We start from the raw sequence: 16,004 nt of genomic DNA, 5'->3' as shown, positions 1-16,004 counted from the left end.
TCACGGTTGACCACGGCACACCACCGAGGTCGTGCCGACGCGGCGCGCTGCCCGGCCGGTCAACTGGGGCAGATTCACCGACCAGTAGGGCATAATGGGAATGTGCCACGCCCCAAGCATGTTCCCGCCGACGATCTGACATTGCCCGACGCGTTGGTGCCGGACCGCCCCAAAGGCGACCAGCTCAGGGAAATTCTGGAGTGCGTCGCCACCGACGCGGGGCCGGGCCGGTTGATTCCGTCGGAACGATTTCTCGCCGAGCACTATGCGATCTCCCGGGGCACGGTGCGGCTGGTGATCAACCGGCTGGTGGCCGACGGGCTGCTGTACCGCCAGCACGGCAACGCCACCTTCACCGCGGAACGTCCGCCCAGGCAGATCGACATGCTCACGTCGTTCACCGCGGACATCCGCGGCCGCGGCGCGGTGCCGGGGACGAAGGTGCTGCGGGCCCTGGTGGAATCCGCGGGCGCCAAGATCGCGGGCCGGTTGAACATTCCTCCGGGTGCGCCGGTTTTCCGGTTGGAACGGCTCCGTTTGGTCGATGACGAACCACTCGCGCTGGAACGCACGAACCTCTCGGTCGACCGTTTTCCGGGTCTCGACGAATTCGACTGGGCGGAGCAGTCACTGCACAAGACACTCGCCGAGCGCTTCGGCGTCGTGCCGGACTGGAATGACACCGCCATCGGCGCCGAATTGCCGAATCCGCACGACGCCGCGTTGCTGGAGATCGAGGCGACCCAGCCCTGCCTCGTGCTCAGCGGCACGTTGCACGCGGCGGACGGCCAGGTGATCGAGGCGGGGCGCTCGCTCTACCGCGCCGACCGCTACACCGTGTTCACCACCGCACGCCGGTCCCGGTGAGCGCGGAGCAACTCGACACAACGTTCCACCAGCACCTCCGCGGCTCCCTGTTCCACCAGCGCGATGTAGGACTCGTAGAGCCCGTCGCGGTAGGCGTCGCGGTCGGGCAGATAACCGAGGTAGCCGTCGGTGTAGCCGATCACCCTCGTGTGCGCGAACGGGCTGGCGTCCCTGATGCGCAGGCCGATCGACGCGAACAGCTCGAACGGGGTGTGCAGCCAGGCGACCTCGCCCAGCGACACCACGGTGATCGGCACCTCCGCCTCGCCGGGCAGGCCGGCGGCGGCCAGCGTCGTGAGCATCAGCGTGCCCTCGTACCGGGTGCGCGCGATGCGGACGGCGGGGTCGTTCTCCCCACGGGACAACAGCTTTCGCCACCCGCTCTCGGCGTCCTGGCGCAGCCGCCCGCACTCGGCGAGCGACGGCAGCGTGCGGTGAGGCAGTCGTAGCGCCGTCCGCGTCAACCGGACCGGACCCTCGACCGGCTGGCCGAACGGCAGCAGCCGGGTGATCGACTCGGCGAGCCTGCTGCCGAGCGCGGTCACCTCGGCGTGGCCGCGGCCGCGCCGGACGAACCGCGAGCTCGCGTCGCCCGCCGCGCCCTGCAGGAACGCGGACACCGGGGCGAGCGCGGCCAGCCCCCGGCGGGTGGCACCCGGCCAGTCCGCCGACCAGGCGAGGTTCTCGGCGCTGAGCACGGTCGGGTGGCTGGCGTAGTCGAAGAGCAACGCCGCTGCGGCACCATCCGGGTGGCGCAACGCCAGCACGCCCACCGATCCGTCGTGCGGGCCGTCGTGCCGGTGGCGGTTGGTGCCCACCGCCCCGGCCGCGCCGGCGTGCCACTGCGCGGTGACCGGTGTCCGTTGTGGACGGAGCTGCCGCGCGGCCGCCCTGATCTGCTCGGTCAGCCGCCGCACCAGCTCGGGTTCCCGCTCCGCGGGCAGCCCGGGGTGGATCGACCCGGTCCACCCGTCCGGTCCGGAGTGGGTGTGCGAGGCGCACACCAGCACTCGCTCGGCGGGCACACCCGTCTCCTCGGCCACCCCGGCGACCAGCGCGCGGGTGAGCGGGACGTCGGTGGCCAGCGCGTCGAGCGTCACCCAGAGCACGCCGGGATCGTCCTCTGTGGACAACCAGACCAGCGTGGCCTCCAGGTCGTCGTGCACGCCCGTGGCGACGCCCTGCCTCGCGAGGTAGCCGCCCATGGGGTGGCCGGGCTCCGGTGTGATCACCGTGCGCCCGGCCGCGAGCAGCAGCGTCATCGGGTCAGCACCGGTTCGGTCAGCACGCCGTCGCGCCCGGCCGACTGCGCGAGTCCGGCGAGCTCGTCCAGGTCTCCCCCGCGCACCAGGACCTCCAGCAGCATCGGCAGGTTCAGGCCGGTCACGATCCTGATCCCGCCCCGGCGCGCCGCGAGCAGCTTCGCCGCGTTGGCGGGCGTGCCTCCTGGCAGATCGGCCAGCACGAGCACACCGGCCCCGGTGCCGGACACAGGACCGGCCAGGTCAGCGAGACGTTCGCGGTAGGACTCCGGGCTCTCGGCGGGACCGAGTTCGCAGACGGCGAGCCGGGGCTGCGGTCCGAGTACGAGTTCGGCCGCGTCGGCGATGCCCGACGGCAGCGCGCCGTGCCCGGCCAGCAGGACGGGGATCGTCATCGGAGCTTCCTAACTCTTGGGTTCGGCGGGCACGAACCAGCCGAGCCAGCCCAGCACCACACCCACCACCACAACGATGCCGATGACCAGCACCGGTTTCAACTTCGCCTTGGCCAGCAGCAGGTACACCGCGGCGGTGACGAGCACCGGGAACAGGTGGGGCAACAGGTCGTCGAGCCGCGCCTGGATCGGCACGGTCTGCGTGACCTGCTGGTCGTCGACGGTCGTGGTCTGCCGGTACGTCAGCGTCGTGACGACCTTGACGATCGACGGGATGAACCCGCCGAGCACGACGAAGCCGAGCACGGTCGCGCCCTGCGAGAGGGGCTCCAGCGCACCGGTGGCGAGGCGACCGGCCAGCCGTTTGCCCTCGCGGTAGGCGAAGCGGAACTGCCAGCGGCGCACCAGCGCGTACGGCACCAGCACCATGAGAATGGTGAACGCGGGCCCGAGCCAGTTGCCCTGCAGGGCGAGCGACGCGCCCACGGTGAAGATGATGCTGTTGTAGATCGCGAAAACGAGGGTGTCGCCGATACCGGCCAGCGGTCCCATCAACGCGACCTTGGTGCCCTCGGCGGATTCGGGCGACCGCGCCTCCTCCAGCGCGATGGTCGAACCGAGGATCAACGGCCCGCCGACCAGCACCGAGGTGTTGAAGAACTGCATGTGCCGCTGCAGACCCTGCACGTAGTCCTGCTTCTCGGGGTACAGCCGGCGCAGCACCGGTTCCATGGCGTACGCGAAACCGAGGCCCTGCATCCGCTCGTAGTTCCACGACACCTGGCTGGACCAGAAGTACCGGCGGTACGACCTCTTGAGGTCCTGGTCCGTCAGCCTTCTGTCCACATCGGATTCTTCGCCGTCGGCCGGTTCCGCGGGCGCAGGAGCGATCCGCTCGGTGCGGTTGACGACCAGGAAGGCGATCGCGACGCCCAGCAACGCGATGCCCAGCACCGGCACGTCCATGTACGCGAACGCGACGAAGCCGATGAGCAACAGGTACCAGTACTTCGACAGCTGCATCATGGACAGCAGCAACGCGAAGCCCACCGCGGGCAGCAGCGAGCCGGCGAGCGTCATGCCCTTCACGAACCCGGCGGGAATCTCCCTGGTGAGCGTCTCCACGACGCCACTGGACGCCGTGAGAGCCGCGAGGAACGTGGGAATCGCCCGGACCCCGCACCACGGCACGAGACCGAGCCAATGCGTTCTGGCCAGACCACGTGCGTCGCCGGTGGCGGCGTAGTGGTCGGCGCGGTGCACCATGCCCGTCGTGATCATCTTGCCGACCGGGTCCAAAGTGGACAACAGGATCGCGGCGGGCAGTGCCACCGCGATACCGACCGCCACCTGGGCACTGAGCGGTCCGGCCGCGCTCCCCGCGAGCGCGGTGCCGACGATCGCCCCGGTCTGGTAGTCCGGAATCGTCGCGCCGCCGTACTGGTAGACCCCCAGAGCTGCCAGTTCGAGCGTCGCGCCGATCGCCATGCCGAGCAACGGGTCACCGGTGATGAGACCGGCCACCGAACCCGCCACCAGAGGACGCCCCGCGAACAGCAGGAACGGCCCCAGCACGTCGTAGGTGCAGATGGCGGCCCACAACGTCAAAGCCACTGCGACGATCATCCGCGCTACAGCCCTTTCCGGTCGAGCAGCGCGGTGAAGTCCGCCGGCTTGTCACGCGGCATCAGCTGCGCGACAACGGGAACTCCGGCCGCGGCGAGCCTTCGATAGCCCGCCGCGTCCTCGACGGTCACCGCGATCGACCTGGTGACCATCGTGTAGTTCGTGCCTGGGCGGGGTGCGACGTTCCCGACGTTCACCACCCCTGGCCGCACCCCGCCCTCGACAAGACGGAACGCGTCGTCCGGGTCTTTCGCGATGACCATCACGTCATCGCCCCAGTCACGCGTTACCGCCTCGGCGACGGTGAGCACCTCGGTCGGCAGCCCCCTCGCTGCCTGCGGCAGCAGCATTCGCTGCAGCTCGTCGCCGGCCACGCCGTCGTTGCAGACGACCAGCCGGTGCACGCCAAGACTTCCGGTCCACGCGACCGTCACCTGTCCGTGGATAAGCCGGTTGTCGACGCGCAGGTGCACACCCGTCATGTGCCACTTCCCCCCTGCCAACCCCCCGGTCAACCAACGGGGCTAATACTGGTGCAAACCAGTATTTCTTGTCAACGGGTGGAGAGGAATCCGATTAGCGGCAGATGCAACCGCGGGGCAGTGCGGACACCGCGGTCGCGTTGCAGTACCGCACACCGAGCGGGTCGTGCTCGTCGCGCGGGTGGGGGCAGACGTCGCAGGAACCGGTGGTGTCGGGGGTGTCGGCGAGGTCTGCGGTCAGCGACTCAGACGTGGACATGCGGATACTCCGATGAACGATGCTGGAAAGACAGGATGCGGGGGTTCTGGATGACGCCGGCGCGGATCTCGATGGCGCGCCGGATGATCTCGCTGGCGTCCCAGGCGCCGGTGAGAACCGAGCGCAGGTGCGGGAGCAGCGCTTCGCTGATCTCCCAGGTCGCCGAGTTCCAGAGGTACGACGGACTGTGGTCCACCCCGTAGTAGCGGACGTGATCGCCCACCTCGAAGGACGGCTCGGCGAACGAGGTGGGACGGGCCCAGGTGAAGCCCATTCCCCGGTCGCAGGAGACGTCGATGATGAGCGTGCCAGGAGGCAGCGTCGCCAGGTCGTCCTCGATGAGGAACGTCAGCGGCTTGTCGGAGTCCTGCAGCACGCAGTTGACGATGATGTCGTGCTCCGCGAGGAATCCGGCCAGCGGGACGCGCCCGTCGTCGGTCAACGCGTGGCTGCGCCGCGGATCGGCGTCGTCGTGGTCGAAGTGGACCATCTGCGCGGAGTGGATCGGCGAGCCGACCGCCGTGATCCCGCGGTTGGTGAGGATGTTGACCTCGTGCACCCCGTGCGCTTTCAGCGCCGTCACGGCTCCACGCGCGGTGGCACCGAAGCCGATCACGGCGGCACTCAGCCTCCGGCCGTAGTCACCGGTCGAGCCGACGAGTTGCAGGGCGTGCAGGACCGAGCAGTAGCCGGCGAGCTCGTTGTTCTTGTGGAAGACGTGCAAGCCGAACGAGCCGTCGGTGGTCCAGTGGTTCATCGCCTCGAAAGCGATGAGGGTCAGCCGTCGTTCGATGGCCAGCTGGGTGAGCTTCGCGTCCTGCACGCAGTGCGGCCAGCCCCACAGCACCTGGCCCTCTCGCAGTTCCGCGACATCTTCCGGGAGGGGTTTGGGCAGCAGGATGACGTCGCACTCCGCGATGAGCTCTTCGCGTGTGCGCAGCCCCGCGACCGACGTCGCGAGGTGCTCGTCGGAGATGCCGAAGCGTTCGCCGTAGCCGCGTTCGAGGAAGATGCGGCCGCGCAGATCCGCGTCGATCCGGTCCAGGTGCAGCGGGTGGATCGGCAGGCGGAGCTCGTTCTCCTTGCGCGACTGGGCGATGACTCCGAGGCTGAGGTGACCGCCGGGTATCAGCGGGTCCGCCTGACCGGCGGAACGAGCGCGGGCACGGCGATCGCCGGGTCGGTCGACAACGGCCGCCAGCTCCCGGCGAAGTGCCCGTCGGACAACGACTTCGATTTCCGCGACAACCTCTGACCGGGTTCCAGGGTCACAAGTGCGGTGGTGCAGAGCAGATCCGAGATCATCTCGGCGCTCCCGCCTCCAGCCGAGACCGGCCGGGCTTCGTGATGCGCCCAAGGCGGCACCAGCTTGACCGCTGTTGCACGACATGCCCTCGGTAGGTCGATTCTACTCGCCTCTGGACCGATCCACCGCAGCGGCCTGCTGGCGGCGACGCTGCCGCCCTGGTCACAGGCCCATCAGCCACGCCACCTGAGCAGTTCCAGGGCGGCCGCCACCCCCGCCACGTTCTCCGCGAGCGGCCGCGGCAAGAGCTCGTCCGCCCGTGCCAGCCGCCTGATGACCGTGTTCCGGTGCGTGTAAAGCCGTTCGGCCGTGCGAGAGGTGTTGAACTGCTCGGCGACGTAGGTGTGCACGGTGTCGAGCATGTCCGGATCGGCGGAGCGCAGGTCGCCGAGCGTGTCCGCCACGAACTCGTCGGCCTGGGCCGGGTCCGCGCTGAGCAGGACGACGAGGTGCACGTCCTGGTAGCGCGCGATCTGACGTGGTGAGGTCAGGCGGGTCAGCATGCGCTGGGTCGCCACCGCGTCGAGATGGCTGCGGCGGAACCCGGCCAGGTCCCGGCCGGCGCGGCCCACCGCCACCCGCACGCCGGGGTGCGCGTGCAGCGCGGCCTCCAGCTGGTGCGGCACGTCGGCCACCGGCAGCCACACCCACAACGCCGACGCACCTGGGATGACCGTCAGGCCGCGGGTGGCGCCGCTGACCTTCGTGAGCGTCTCGGCGACGCCTTGCAGCGCGGCACCGGCGGTGGACCAGATGATCGCGGCGGTGTGGGGGCCGGTGAGCCCGTAGCCCAGTTGTTCCTCGGCATGGCGGCGGTTGATCGGGGCGCCTTCGAGCAGCAGTGCCACCACGGCCCGGCGTTCGGCGTGACTGCCCTGGGTGAGCTCCTGGCGTTCGGCCTCGATGCGGGCGGTCAGGCCGGCGATCGTGTCGTCCAGGAACGTCGAGATCGACAGCGACGAGAAGTCGAGCAGCTCGCGCAGCTCCGCCTGGTCGGAGGTCAGCTCGAAGCAGATCTCCATCCACCGCCGCCACGCCGCGGCCTGGCCGGTGCGGTAGGAGTCGAGGACGCGTTCGTCGAGGCCGCGGCGGGCGAGGTCGCGGGCGATCTCCAGGGTGTGCGGGCCGACGTTCGCCGCCACCCGGTGACCGGGGTCCTGCACGTTCGCCGCCGCCCAGTGGATCAGGTTCGACACGGTGTTTCGCCGCAACGCCGCCGACAGCACGGGATCCTCGGCCAGCACCCGCATCCGGTCGCCGACGAACACCGCCGCGTGCAGCTCGTCGAGCCACTCCGGCCGCGGGTTCAGCGCGATCTCCGCACCCTGGCGGAGCAGCTCGCGCACCGACGGCGAGGGAAGCGGCCACATGGTGAACATTCTGCACCACAAACTGGCACCGAACGTGGCAGATTGTGCCTTTGTGGAACGCGCCGGACTCGGCAATGTGGACGTAGCCAACCGAGGGAGCAGCCATGACCGCCGAGCACCTCGACGTCCTGATCGTCGGAGCGGGCATCTCCGGGGTCGGGGCAGCCCGCTACCTGCGCGCCCGGCACCCGGCGAAGTCGTTCGCGATCCTCGAGGCGCGCGGTGCGACGGGCGGTACCTGGGACCTCTTCCGCTACCCCGGCATCCGGTCGGACTCGGACCTGCACACCTTCGGCTACGAGTTCAAGCCGTGGCGGGAGAAGGAGTCCATCGCGAGCGCCGATCGGATCCTCGCCTACCTGCGCGGCACCGTCACCGAGAACGAGCTCGAACCGCACATCCGGTTCCACCACCACGTCCTGAGCGCCGACTGGTCGTCGCGTGACGGGCGCTGGCAGGTCGAGGTGCGGCGGGGCGACACCGCCGAGACGGTCACGATCACGGCGAACTGGATCTTCTGCGCCGCCGGCTACTACCGCTACGACGAGGGCTACACCCCGCACTTCGAGGGACGCGACCGGTTCGCCGGCGAGATCGTGCACCCGCAGCACTGGCCGGAGGACTTCGACACCACCGGCAAGCGCGTGGTCGTGATCGGCAGCGGCGCCACCGCGGTGACGCTGATACCCGCGCTGGCGCAGTCGGCCGCGCACGTCACGATGCTCCAGCGGACCCCGTCCTACGTGCTGCCGCTGCCCAGCAAGGACGGCCTGGCGAACCTGCTCAAGCGACTCCTGCCGGAAGACCGCGCGTACGCGTTGACGCGACGCAAGAACATCGCGCAGCAACGGCTGATCTGGCGGTTCTGCCGCCGCTTCCCGCAGGCCGCGCGCAGGCTGATCCGCTGGACGAACCGGAAGGCCCTCCCGGAGGGCTTCCCGGTGGACGAGCACTTCAACCCGCCCTACGACCCGTGGGACCAGCGCATGTGCATCGTCCCGGACGGTGACCTGTTCAAGTCCATCCGGGCGGGCAAGGCGTCCGTGGTCACCTCACCGGTCACGAGGTTCACCCCCGCCGGCGTCGAAACGGCGTCCGGCGAGGTGATCGAGGCCGACGTCATCATCACCGCCACGGGTCTCAACCTCCAGGTCGCCGGCGCGATCGGGCTGTCCGTCGACGGACGGCCGGTGAGCCTGCCCGACACCGTGGTCTACCGGGGCATGATGCTCAGCGGAGTCCCCAACTTCGCCCTCGCCATCGGCTACACGAACTCGTCGTGGACGCTGAAGATCGGCCTGCTCTGCGAGTACTTCTGCCGTCTGCTCGCGCACATGGACGCCACCGGCAGCGACACCGCCTGGGCCGTCGCCGATCCGGACATGCCCACCCGCCCGCTGCTCGACTTCGGCGCGGGTTACGTCCAGCGTTCGCTGGCGGACCTGCCGAAACAGGGCCCGGCGGCGCCGTGGCTGATGTCCATGTCCTACGCCGAGGACCTCGGGTTGCTGCGCGCCGGTGCGGTCGCCGACGAGCACCTGCACTTCGCGTCGTCGGCGGATCGGCAGGAGGCCGGCACGCCTCGCTCGGCGTGACGTCGACTGTCCTTTGAGGACTGTCAGGCTCCCTGCGAGGGCTTGACCGGCTGGCAAACGAGTCACGGTCCTCCCACCGGGGCACGCCAGCCGGTAGCCTCGGCAGGCTGGCCGACCAGTAGCCGCCCGGTCCCCGCGGTCTCGTCACCTCGCCGTGAGGAGATCGACCGATGGGCAGAATCGCACTGGTGTCCGAGCACGCCAGTCCTCTGACAGCACCCGGCCGGCTCGACGCGGGAAGCCAGAACCTCTACGTCGCGGCGCTCTCGGCCGCGTTGTGCGGCCTCGGCCACGAGGTCGCCGTCTACACCCGGCGCACCGAGCCGGACGCGCTCAGCCGGGTGCGAGCCGCCGCCGGTTACGAAGTGGTCCACGTGCCCAGCGGGCCGGCCAGGAGGATCACCGGCGACGAGGCGACCGCCCACGCCGGTGAGTTCGCCCGCTTCCTCAGCGCCGCCTGGACCACGAGCCCGCCGGACGTCGTGCACGCACAAGGCTGGCTGTCCGGCATCACGGCGGTGCTGGGAGCCCGCCGCAACCAGGTGCCGGTGGTGCAGACCTTCCACACCCTCAGCGCCGGCCACCAGCGACCTCAGCCCGATGTTCCCCCGACGAACCGCCTGGCCGTCGAACGACTTCTCGGCCACGAGGTGGCGCGCGTCGTCGCCACCCGCTCGGACGAGGCGGACGAAGTGCTCAAGATGGGGATCAACCGGTCCAAGGTGACCGTCATTCCCCACGGCGTCGACCTGACCCTGTTCACCCCGCAGGGTGCGGTCGCGGAACGCAACGGCGGCCGCCGCGTCGTCTCGGTCGGGCGACTGGCGCCGCACCAGGGCTTCGACGACCTCATCCGCGCCCTGGCCACTGTGGACGACACCGAGCTCGTCATCGCCGGCGGTTCCACGAACGGACGGCTGCGCGGCGACATGGAGGCGAGGCGGTTGCGAGCGCTCGCCCGTGTTCGAGGCGTCGCGCACCGGGTCACGTTCGCAGGACACGTACGCCACGACGAGCTGCCCGCCTTGCTGCGATCGGCGGACGTCGTCGCGTGCACGCCGTGGCACGAGTCGTTCGGCATCGCGGCCCTGGAGGCGATGGCGTGCGGGGTGCCGGTCGTGGTGACCGCGGTCGGCGGTCTGGTCGACACCGTGGTGGACGGGACGACCGGCGTGCAGGTGCCCCCGAGGAATCCGCGCGCGATCGCGAAGGCGTTGAGAACACTCCTCCCGGACAGCTCACGACGACTGCTCCTCGGTGCCGCCGCACACGACAGGGCGCAGGCGCGGTACTCCTGGGATCGCATCGCCGCCGAGCTGGTGCAGGTGTATTCCGCCGTCAGCCGGGCGCCGTCGGCAGTCCGGAAAGGACTGTCGCATGTGGACTTCTGAGCAACGCATCGGGCGCGGCGACCGCGCTGCTGACGACCGGCATCACCGAACGTGACGGACGTCGTCGACTCGCTGGGGGTTTCGTCAGCGCTGCAGCACGGGTACACATGAGGTATCGGCGCGACGGCGCCGACGCTTCTGACTGTTCTCCCGATCGCCCGAGACCCCGGCGGCCAACACCAGCTCGCCGCACCGGAGGTCCGCGACGTGAGTACGACAGTGTCCCGCGTGCAGGCTGCGCCGCAGCCGATGCTCTCGGGTGAGAACACCCCGTTCGAGATGTTCCTGGTCAAGCTCTTCGCGGTGGTTCCCGCGCTGGCGCTGGCCGCCGCGGTCCCGTTCGCGTGGGGCTGGGGCCTCGGCTGGACGGACATCGGTCTCGCCGTCTTCTTCTACACCCTCACGAGTCTCGGCGTGACGATCGGATTCCACCGCCACTTCACCCACGGCGCGTTCAAGGCCCACCGGGGGTTGCGGATCGCGCTCGCGGTGACCGGCAGCATGGCGATGCAGGGCCCGATCATCGGCTGGGTCGCCGACCACCGCCGCCACCACGCCTACTCCGACCGCGAGGGCGATCCGCACTCCCCCTGGCTGTTCGGCACGTCGGTCATCGCGCTGGCCAGGGGGTTCTGGCACGCCCACATGGGCTGGATGTTCCGGCGCGAGCTGACCAACGCCACCCGGTTCGCACCCGACCTGCTCGCCGATCCCGACATTCAGCGGGTCAACCGCTGGTTCCCCGCGCTGACCGCCGTCACGCTGCTCACGCCCGCGGTGGCGGGCGGGCTCATCACCTGGAGCTGGTGGGGTGCGCTGACGGCGTTCTTCTGGGCCGGTCTCGTGCGGGTGGCCGTGCTGCACCACGTCACGTGGTCGGTCAACTCGATCTGCCACATGATCGGCGATCGGCCGTTCGAGGCGCGCGACAAGTCCGCGAACTTCTGGCCGCTGGCGATCCTGTCCATGGGCGAGTCCTGGCACAACTCGCACCACGCCGACCCCACCTGCGCACGTCACGGCGTGCGGCGCGGTCAGATCGACATCTCCGCGCGGATCATCCGGGTGTTCGAGATCTTCGGCTGGGCAACCGCCGTCCGCTGGCCGCGGCAGGAGCGGATGGCGCGCAAGCTCAAGACTTCCGGCATCGGCCGAACAGCGGCGGACCCCGGTGAAGCACCGCACTAAGATCAGCAGTGCGCCTGCTCGGGCAGGCGCCAGGTCGACCAGCCGCCCCGGTCCCCGGCGGTGCCACTTCCACCCGACCCTGGTCTGGAGTGCTGCCCGCCATGATCAGTCTCTCCGATGTCACGCGCCTGGAGCAGGACACCCGCGCGCTGCGCGAATCGGACTACCGCCACGGCGGCGAGCTCTGCCTCGACCGCGTGCGAACCCGGATCCGCGAGAGCGTCCCGATGCTCACCTCGAACGCGGCGCCGGAGGTGCTGCGGCGGCTCCACGTCGCGGTGGCCGACCTGCGGAACCTGGCGGGCTGGGTGTGCTTCGACGCCGGACTGCTCAGCAACGCGCACAACCACTTCTCGCACGCGCTGGCCCTGGCCGGGATCGCCCGTGACGACGGGTTGATCGCCAACGTGTGTTACCGGCTCGGGCGGGTCTACCTGCACCACGGACACCTCGACGAGGCGTTGCGGTACTTCGACGTCGGCCAGATCGCCGCCTCGCGGTCCGGTGACCGGCTCGCGGCCAGCATCCTGACCGTGAACTCGGCGTGGGCCTGCGGCAAGAAGGGCGCAGAGCACAGTGCCCTCACCCTGCTCGACCGCGGTTACGAGCAGTTCAACGCGGCGGACCGCACCGCCGTGGCCGACTGGGCGAAGTTCTTCACCGAGGCCGATCTGTCGGCGCTGGCCGGAGCCGTGCACACGGACCTCGCCGGCACCGTGGGACGGCATCACGCGCGGACGGCCGTTCCGCTCCTCACCACGGCGATCAACGGCTACGGCGAGGACATGGTCCGCAGCCGGACCCTCAGCCTGATCCTGCTGTCCACCGACCACCTCATCGAGGGCGACGTCGAAGTCGGCGTCGGTACCGGACTGCGGGCGCTGGCGTCGGCCGGCGACATCGGTTCGGCCCGTGTGCGCGATCGGTTCCGCCCCCTCGCCGCGCAGGCGCGCAAGCACGGCGCCCACTCCGGCACGCGGGATCTCGCCGAGCGGATCGACGCCGGCACCGCCACGCCCGCCCAGAACCCGCCGTGAGCGACCCGGCATGGCATGCTCCGGGACAACGGAGGGCGGAATCCTTGAGCGGGGAGCGACTGGCCAAGGTGCTCGCACACCTCGCCGACGACGCGATGAGGCGCGGAGTCGCGACCTCCAGCGAAGCGACGTGCGAGGCGTGCGTCGCCCTGATCGGGGTGACCGGCGCTCAGCTGACCCTGATGAACGGCACGGGCCGGGGGGAATCGCGGTACTCCACGAACGAGATCGGCAGCCAGCTCGAGAACCTGAGGTTCACCCTCGGGGAGGGGCCGTGCGAGGACGCTGTCCGTTCCGGTGTGCCGGTGCTGGTGGGAGACTTGAACTCGTGGGAGAACCACCAGCGGTGGCCGCTGTTCGTGCCGGCTGCTGGCGCTTTCGGTACACGAGCGGTGTTCGCGTTCCCGTTGCGCAGTGGCGCGATCCGGTTGGGCGCCCTCGTGTTGCACAGAACCAGCCCGGGGTTGCTGACCCCGGAGCAGCTGTCCGACGCGTACGTCGTGGCGGACATCGTCATGTCGTTGGTGCTGGACGAACTGACTCGCGTCCACCTCGACACAGAGGTTCCCCCGCTCGATGCGATGCCGCTGAGCCGCGCCGAGGTGCACCAGGCAACCGGGATGCTGTCCGTCCAGATGGGGGTGAGCATGGATGAAGCACTGGTACGACTCCGTGCCCACGCGTTCGCGCATGACCTGCCGGTCGTCGACGTCGCTCGCGACATCGTCGCCCGGCGCCTGCGACTGTGTCCGGAAGGCCGGCCTGATGCTCGATGACCAGGTTTCCTTCCGGCGATCGATCAACAGAGGTGACTCTCATGTCCGTGGAGAACCTGGCCGAGACGTTCGTCGAGCTGGCCGACACCCTGGTGGCCGACTACGACCCGATCGAGTTCATGCATCTCCTGGCCAACCGCTGCGTCACCGCACTGGGGGTGGATGCCGCCGGCATCCTGCTCGTCGACCACCACGGTGAGCTGCAGGTGGTCGGGGCTTCCAGCGACCGCGCCCGGTTGCTCGAACTCTTCGAACTCCAGCACCGGCAGGGGCCGTGCATGGAGTGCTATCTCACCAGCGAACCGGTGACCGTCACCGGCCTCGCCGATCCGCCGCCCCGGTGGGCCGAGTTCTGCTCGGTCGCGAGAGACGCCGGGTTCGGTGCGGTGCACGCGCTGCCGATGCGGTTGCGCGAGCAGACAGTCGGTGCGCTGAACCTGTTCACCGTCGCCGAGGGTGCGCTCACCGAGTCGAGCGTCCGGGTGGCCCAGGCCATGGCGGACGTCGCGACCATCGGCCTGCTCCAGGCCCAGATCATCAGTCACCGCGAACTGCTCGCGGGACAGCTGCAGAACGCGTTGCAGAGCAGGGTGCTCATCGAACAGGCCAAGGGCGTGCTCGCCGAGCGACTGCAGATCGACATGGGCAGGGCGTTCGAAACGCTGCGGCAGTACTCGCGCAGCAACAACAAGCACCTCAGCTCCGTGGCGGAGGGGGTCATCGCGGGCACGATCGAGCTGACCGCGCTGGCGGCCGCCGCGACAGATTCGCCCGGCGGCCGCAAACGGCCTTAGGCCGGCGGGCTCACCGCCAGGACGGGGCGAGGTCCTCCTCGGCGTGGACGACCATCGACTCCAGCACCGGGCCGCCGTAGGTGGTGACCATGGCGACGTCGGCGGCGTCCCTGCCCCGGCCGATGACGACCCGGCCCTTGCGGGGCATGTTGTTGCGCGGATCGAAGGTCCACCAGCGGTCACCCAGCCAGACCTCCATCCACGCCGCGAAGTCCATCGGCGCGCCGTCCGGTGGTACGTCCAGGTCCGGCAGATAGCCGAAGACGTACCGGGCGGGGATGTTGAGTGCACGGCAGAACGAGATCGCCAGGTGCGTGAAGTCGCGGCAGACCCCGATTCCCGCGGCGTTGACGTCGGCCGCGGTGGACAACGCCGTCGAGGTGCCGTAGCTGAAGCTCAGCGAGTCGTGGACGTGCTGGCAGATCTCCCGCACCCGGCCGTAGCCGGGCGGATGAGCGCCGAACCTCGACCAGGCCTCGTCGCCCAGCACGTCGGACACGCAGTACCGGCTGGGCAGCGTGTACAGCAGCACGTCGTCGGCAAGACGATCCGGCGCCGTCTCCTGCGCGCTCTCGTCGATGTCCTCGACGCGGTCGGGCACGTCCGCCCACCCGCTGTAGTGCACCGTGGACGTGCCACTCGGCAGAACGACGCGTGCGCATCGGTTGCCGTAGAGATCGAAGTAGTGCCGCACGGGGGTGTCCGGCTCGACGGTCATGCGCTCACAGCTCACGCGCACTTCGCCGGTCTGGTCCGGTCGCACCAGCAACACCGCCGGTGTGGGCACTTCGGCTCGGTAGGTGAACGCACAACCGACGCGGAGCAGCCGGCTGCCCTGCGTCGGTTGTACCTCGCTACCGTGGTGGACCGAGGTCAACGCACCCGCTCCGGGATGTGGTCCAGCGCGCGCAGCACCTGCACGGCGAGATCTCGCGTCGCCTTGTCGTCGAGCGCGGTGTTGCCGGTAAGCACGTCCTGCACCATCTTGAGTCTGCGCTCGTAGGCGGATGTGTAGATCGTTGTGGTCATCGTGATCCTCGCGCTGTCTGCTGGGGTATGCGGCCGCCCTCGGCCTCCCACGCGTCCACAGTGGACTCCGCGGCGGCGCGGACACCCTCGCGGAACAGGTCCTCGACGGTGTCGGCGTTCTCGCGCTGGGCGGCGCGCATCATGGTGTGGTGTGCGGCGGACGGGTCGGTGTCCGGGGGAACGAGGAGCAGTGTGAGGCGATGCCGGTTCGCCGAGATGAGGTCCACGGTGTGCGCCGGCCTGGACCAGAACCCGTTCAGCCGGATCCGGACGCCGTCGGCCGCGATCTGCCGCGGCGCGGTGTCCCACTCGGTCAGGTTGTAGCTCACCCGCGGGATCTCACCCAGCCGAACCGCCAGCACCGCGAGCAGTGCGGGCAGTTCGGCGGCGAGGTCACGGGAACGCGGCCACCACGCACCGTCGACATAACCCTTGGTGAGCGCCTTCGGCCGCAACCGCAATCGCAGCGGATACCGAGGCTGCTCGTTGGCCGTGACGGCCGATGGGGCGATGGATTGGTGAGGAGCCGACGTCATGCCGAGACTCCCGTCTCCGACCGAAAAGAGGCCGGTTCAGGTTTCGCCGAGTACGACTTGAGCTTGACCGCTCAGGTGCGAGATGTTCTCG

General features: G+C 69.7%; 17 protein-coding genes. 7 read left to right on the top strand and 10 right to left on the bottom strand.

All coding sequences use genetic code 11. From position 1 onward, the window contains the following. The first annotated feature begins 6 nt into the window (after positions 1-6). The gene (locus tag ACIA8G_RS12795; protein WP_396418544.1) at positions 7-867 is read left to right on the top strand and encodes a GntR family transcriptional regulator; all 861 of its coding nucleotides are present in this window, start codon (positions 7-9) and stop codon (positions 865-867) included. On the opposite strand, the gene ACIA8G_RS12790 is transcribed toward ACIA8G_RS12795, so the two are convergent. From ACIA8G_RS12790 to ACIA8G_RS12760, 7 genes are all read right to left on the bottom strand, one after another. Continuing rightward, positions 831-2,129 (bottom strand): hypothetical protein, encoded by a 1,299-nt coding sequence (locus ACIA8G_RS12790; RefSeq protein WP_396418543.1) that lies wholly within the window; start codon positions 2,127-2,129, stop codon positions 831-833. The two genes, ACIA8G_RS12795 and ACIA8G_RS12790, sit on opposite strands and share 37 nt — an antisense overlap. Beyond that, complete coding sequence (locus tag ACIA8G_RS12785) at positions 2,126-2,524, bottom strand: PTS sugar transporter subunit IIA (RefSeq protein ID WP_396418542.1); 399 nt, start codon at positions 2,522-2,524, stop codon at positions 2,126-2,128. Before ACIA8G_RS12785 ends, ACIA8G_RS12790 begins: the two co-directional genes overlap by 4 nt. A 9-nt stretch (positions 2,525-2,533) precedes the next feature. Further along, the gene (locus ACIA8G_RS12780; protein ID WP_396418541.1) at positions 2,534-4,150 is read right to left on the bottom strand and encodes a PTS system mannose/fructose/sorbose family transporter subunit IID; all 1,617 of its coding nucleotides are present in this window, start codon (positions 4,148-4,150) and stop codon (positions 2,534-2,536) included. 5 nt (positions 4,151-4,155) lie between these two features. Continuing rightward, a complete protein-coding gene (locus ACIA8G_RS12775) occupies positions 4,156-4,632 on the bottom strand; it encodes a PTS system mannose/fructose/N-acetylgalactosamine-transporter subunit IIB (RefSeq protein ID WP_396418539.1) in 477 nt (158 codons plus the stop codon). 94 nt (positions 4,633-4,726) lie between these two features. Continuing rightward, positions 4,727-4,891: an RGCVC family protein gene (locus ACIA8G_RS12770; protein WP_396418538.1), complete on the bottom strand. Its 165-nt coding sequence runs from the start codon at positions 4,889-4,891 to the stop codon at positions 4,727-4,729. Continuing rightward, on the bottom strand, positions 4,878-6,248 hold the full coding sequence (locus ACIA8G_RS12765) for a N(5)-(carboxyethyl)ornithine synthase (protein WP_396418537.1): 1,371 nt from the start codon (positions 6,246-6,248) through the stop codon (positions 4,878-4,880). Before ACIA8G_RS12765 ends, ACIA8G_RS12770 begins: the two co-directional genes overlap by 14 nt. Positions 6,249-6,370: 122 nt before the next feature. Beyond that, positions 6,371-7,567: a PucR family transcriptional regulator gene (locus tag ACIA8G_RS12760; RefSeq protein ID WP_396418536.1), complete on the bottom strand. Its 1,197-nt coding sequence runs from the start codon at positions 7,565-7,567 to the stop codon at positions 6,371-6,373. A 104-nt stretch (positions 7,568-7,671) separates the two neighbouring features. Here ACIA8G_RS12760 and ACIA8G_RS12755 point away from each other — a divergent pair, with 104 nt between their 5' ends. From ACIA8G_RS12755 to ACIA8G_RS12730, 6 genes are all read left to right on the top strand, one after another. Beyond that, entirely contained in the window at positions 7,672-9,162 is a 1,491-nt protein-coding gene (locus tag ACIA8G_RS12755) for a flavin-containing monooxygenase (protein ID WP_396418535.1), read from the top strand. A gap of 170 nt (positions 9,163-9,332) precedes the next feature. Then, complete coding sequence (locus ACIA8G_RS12750) at positions 9,333-10,553, top strand: glycosyltransferase (RefSeq protein ID WP_396418533.1); 1,221 nt, start codon at positions 9,333-9,335, stop codon at positions 10,551-10,553. A 249-nt stretch (positions 10,554-10,802) separates the two neighbouring features. Then, a complete protein-coding gene (locus tag ACIA8G_RS12745) occupies positions 10,803-11,741 on the top strand; it encodes an acyl-CoA desaturase (protein ID WP_396418700.1) in 939 nt (312 codons plus the stop codon). A 101-nt stretch (positions 11,742-11,842) separates the two neighbouring features. Then, positions 11,843-12,778: a tetratricopeptide repeat protein gene (locus ACIA8G_RS12740; protein WP_396418532.1), complete on the top strand. Its 936-nt coding sequence runs from the start codon at positions 11,843-11,845 to the stop codon at positions 12,776-12,778. Positions 12,779-12,822: 44 nt separating this feature from the next. Continuing rightward, positions 12,823-13,554, top strand: coding sequence for a GAF and ANTAR domain-containing protein (locus ACIA8G_RS12735; protein WP_396418531.1), 732 nt, complete (start codon positions 12,823-12,825; stop codon positions 13,552-13,554). A 41-nt stretch (positions 13,555-13,595) separates the two neighbouring features. Beyond that, positions 13,596-14,348, top strand: coding sequence for a GAF and ANTAR domain-containing protein (locus ACIA8G_RS12730; protein WP_396418530.1), 753 nt, complete (start codon positions 13,596-13,598; stop codon positions 14,346-14,348). A gap of 10 nt (positions 14,349-14,358) precedes the next feature. Here ACIA8G_RS12730 and ACIA8G_RS12725 read toward each other — a convergent pair whose 3' ends face one another. The 3 genes from ACIA8G_RS12725 to ACIA8G_RS12715 all read right to left on the bottom strand — a co-directional run bounded on the left by ACIA8G_RS12725 (position 14,359) and on the right by ACIA8G_RS12715 (position 15,913). After that, complete coding sequence (locus ACIA8G_RS12725) at positions 14,359-15,135, bottom strand: transglutaminase family protein (RefSeq protein ID WP_396418529.1); 777 nt, start codon at positions 15,133-15,135, stop codon at positions 14,359-14,361. 86 nt (positions 15,136-15,221) lie between these two features. Further along, on the bottom strand, positions 15,222-15,377 hold the full coding sequence (locus tag ACIA8G_RS12720) for a DUF6307 family protein (protein WP_396418528.1): 156 nt from the start codon (positions 15,375-15,377) through the stop codon (positions 15,222-15,224). After that, positions 15,374-15,913 carry a DUF5994 family protein gene (locus tag ACIA8G_RS12715; RefSeq protein ID WP_396418527.1) on the bottom strand — a complete coding sequence of 180 codons (540 nt, stop codon included), beginning with the start codon at positions 15,911-15,913 and terminating at the stop codon, positions 15,374-15,376. The genes ACIA8G_RS12720 and ACIA8G_RS12715 overlap by 4 nt, the downstream gene beginning before the upstream one ends. Between the last annotated feature and the right edge of the window lie 91 nt (positions 15,914-16,004).

This window comes from Lentzea sp. NPDC051213 (assembly GCF_044455585.1).
Classification (GTDB): domain Bacteria; phylum Actinomycetota; class Actinomycetes; order Mycobacteriales; family Pseudonocardiaceae; genus Lentzea.
This window is presented reverse-complemented; position numbering and strand designations above follow the sequence as displayed.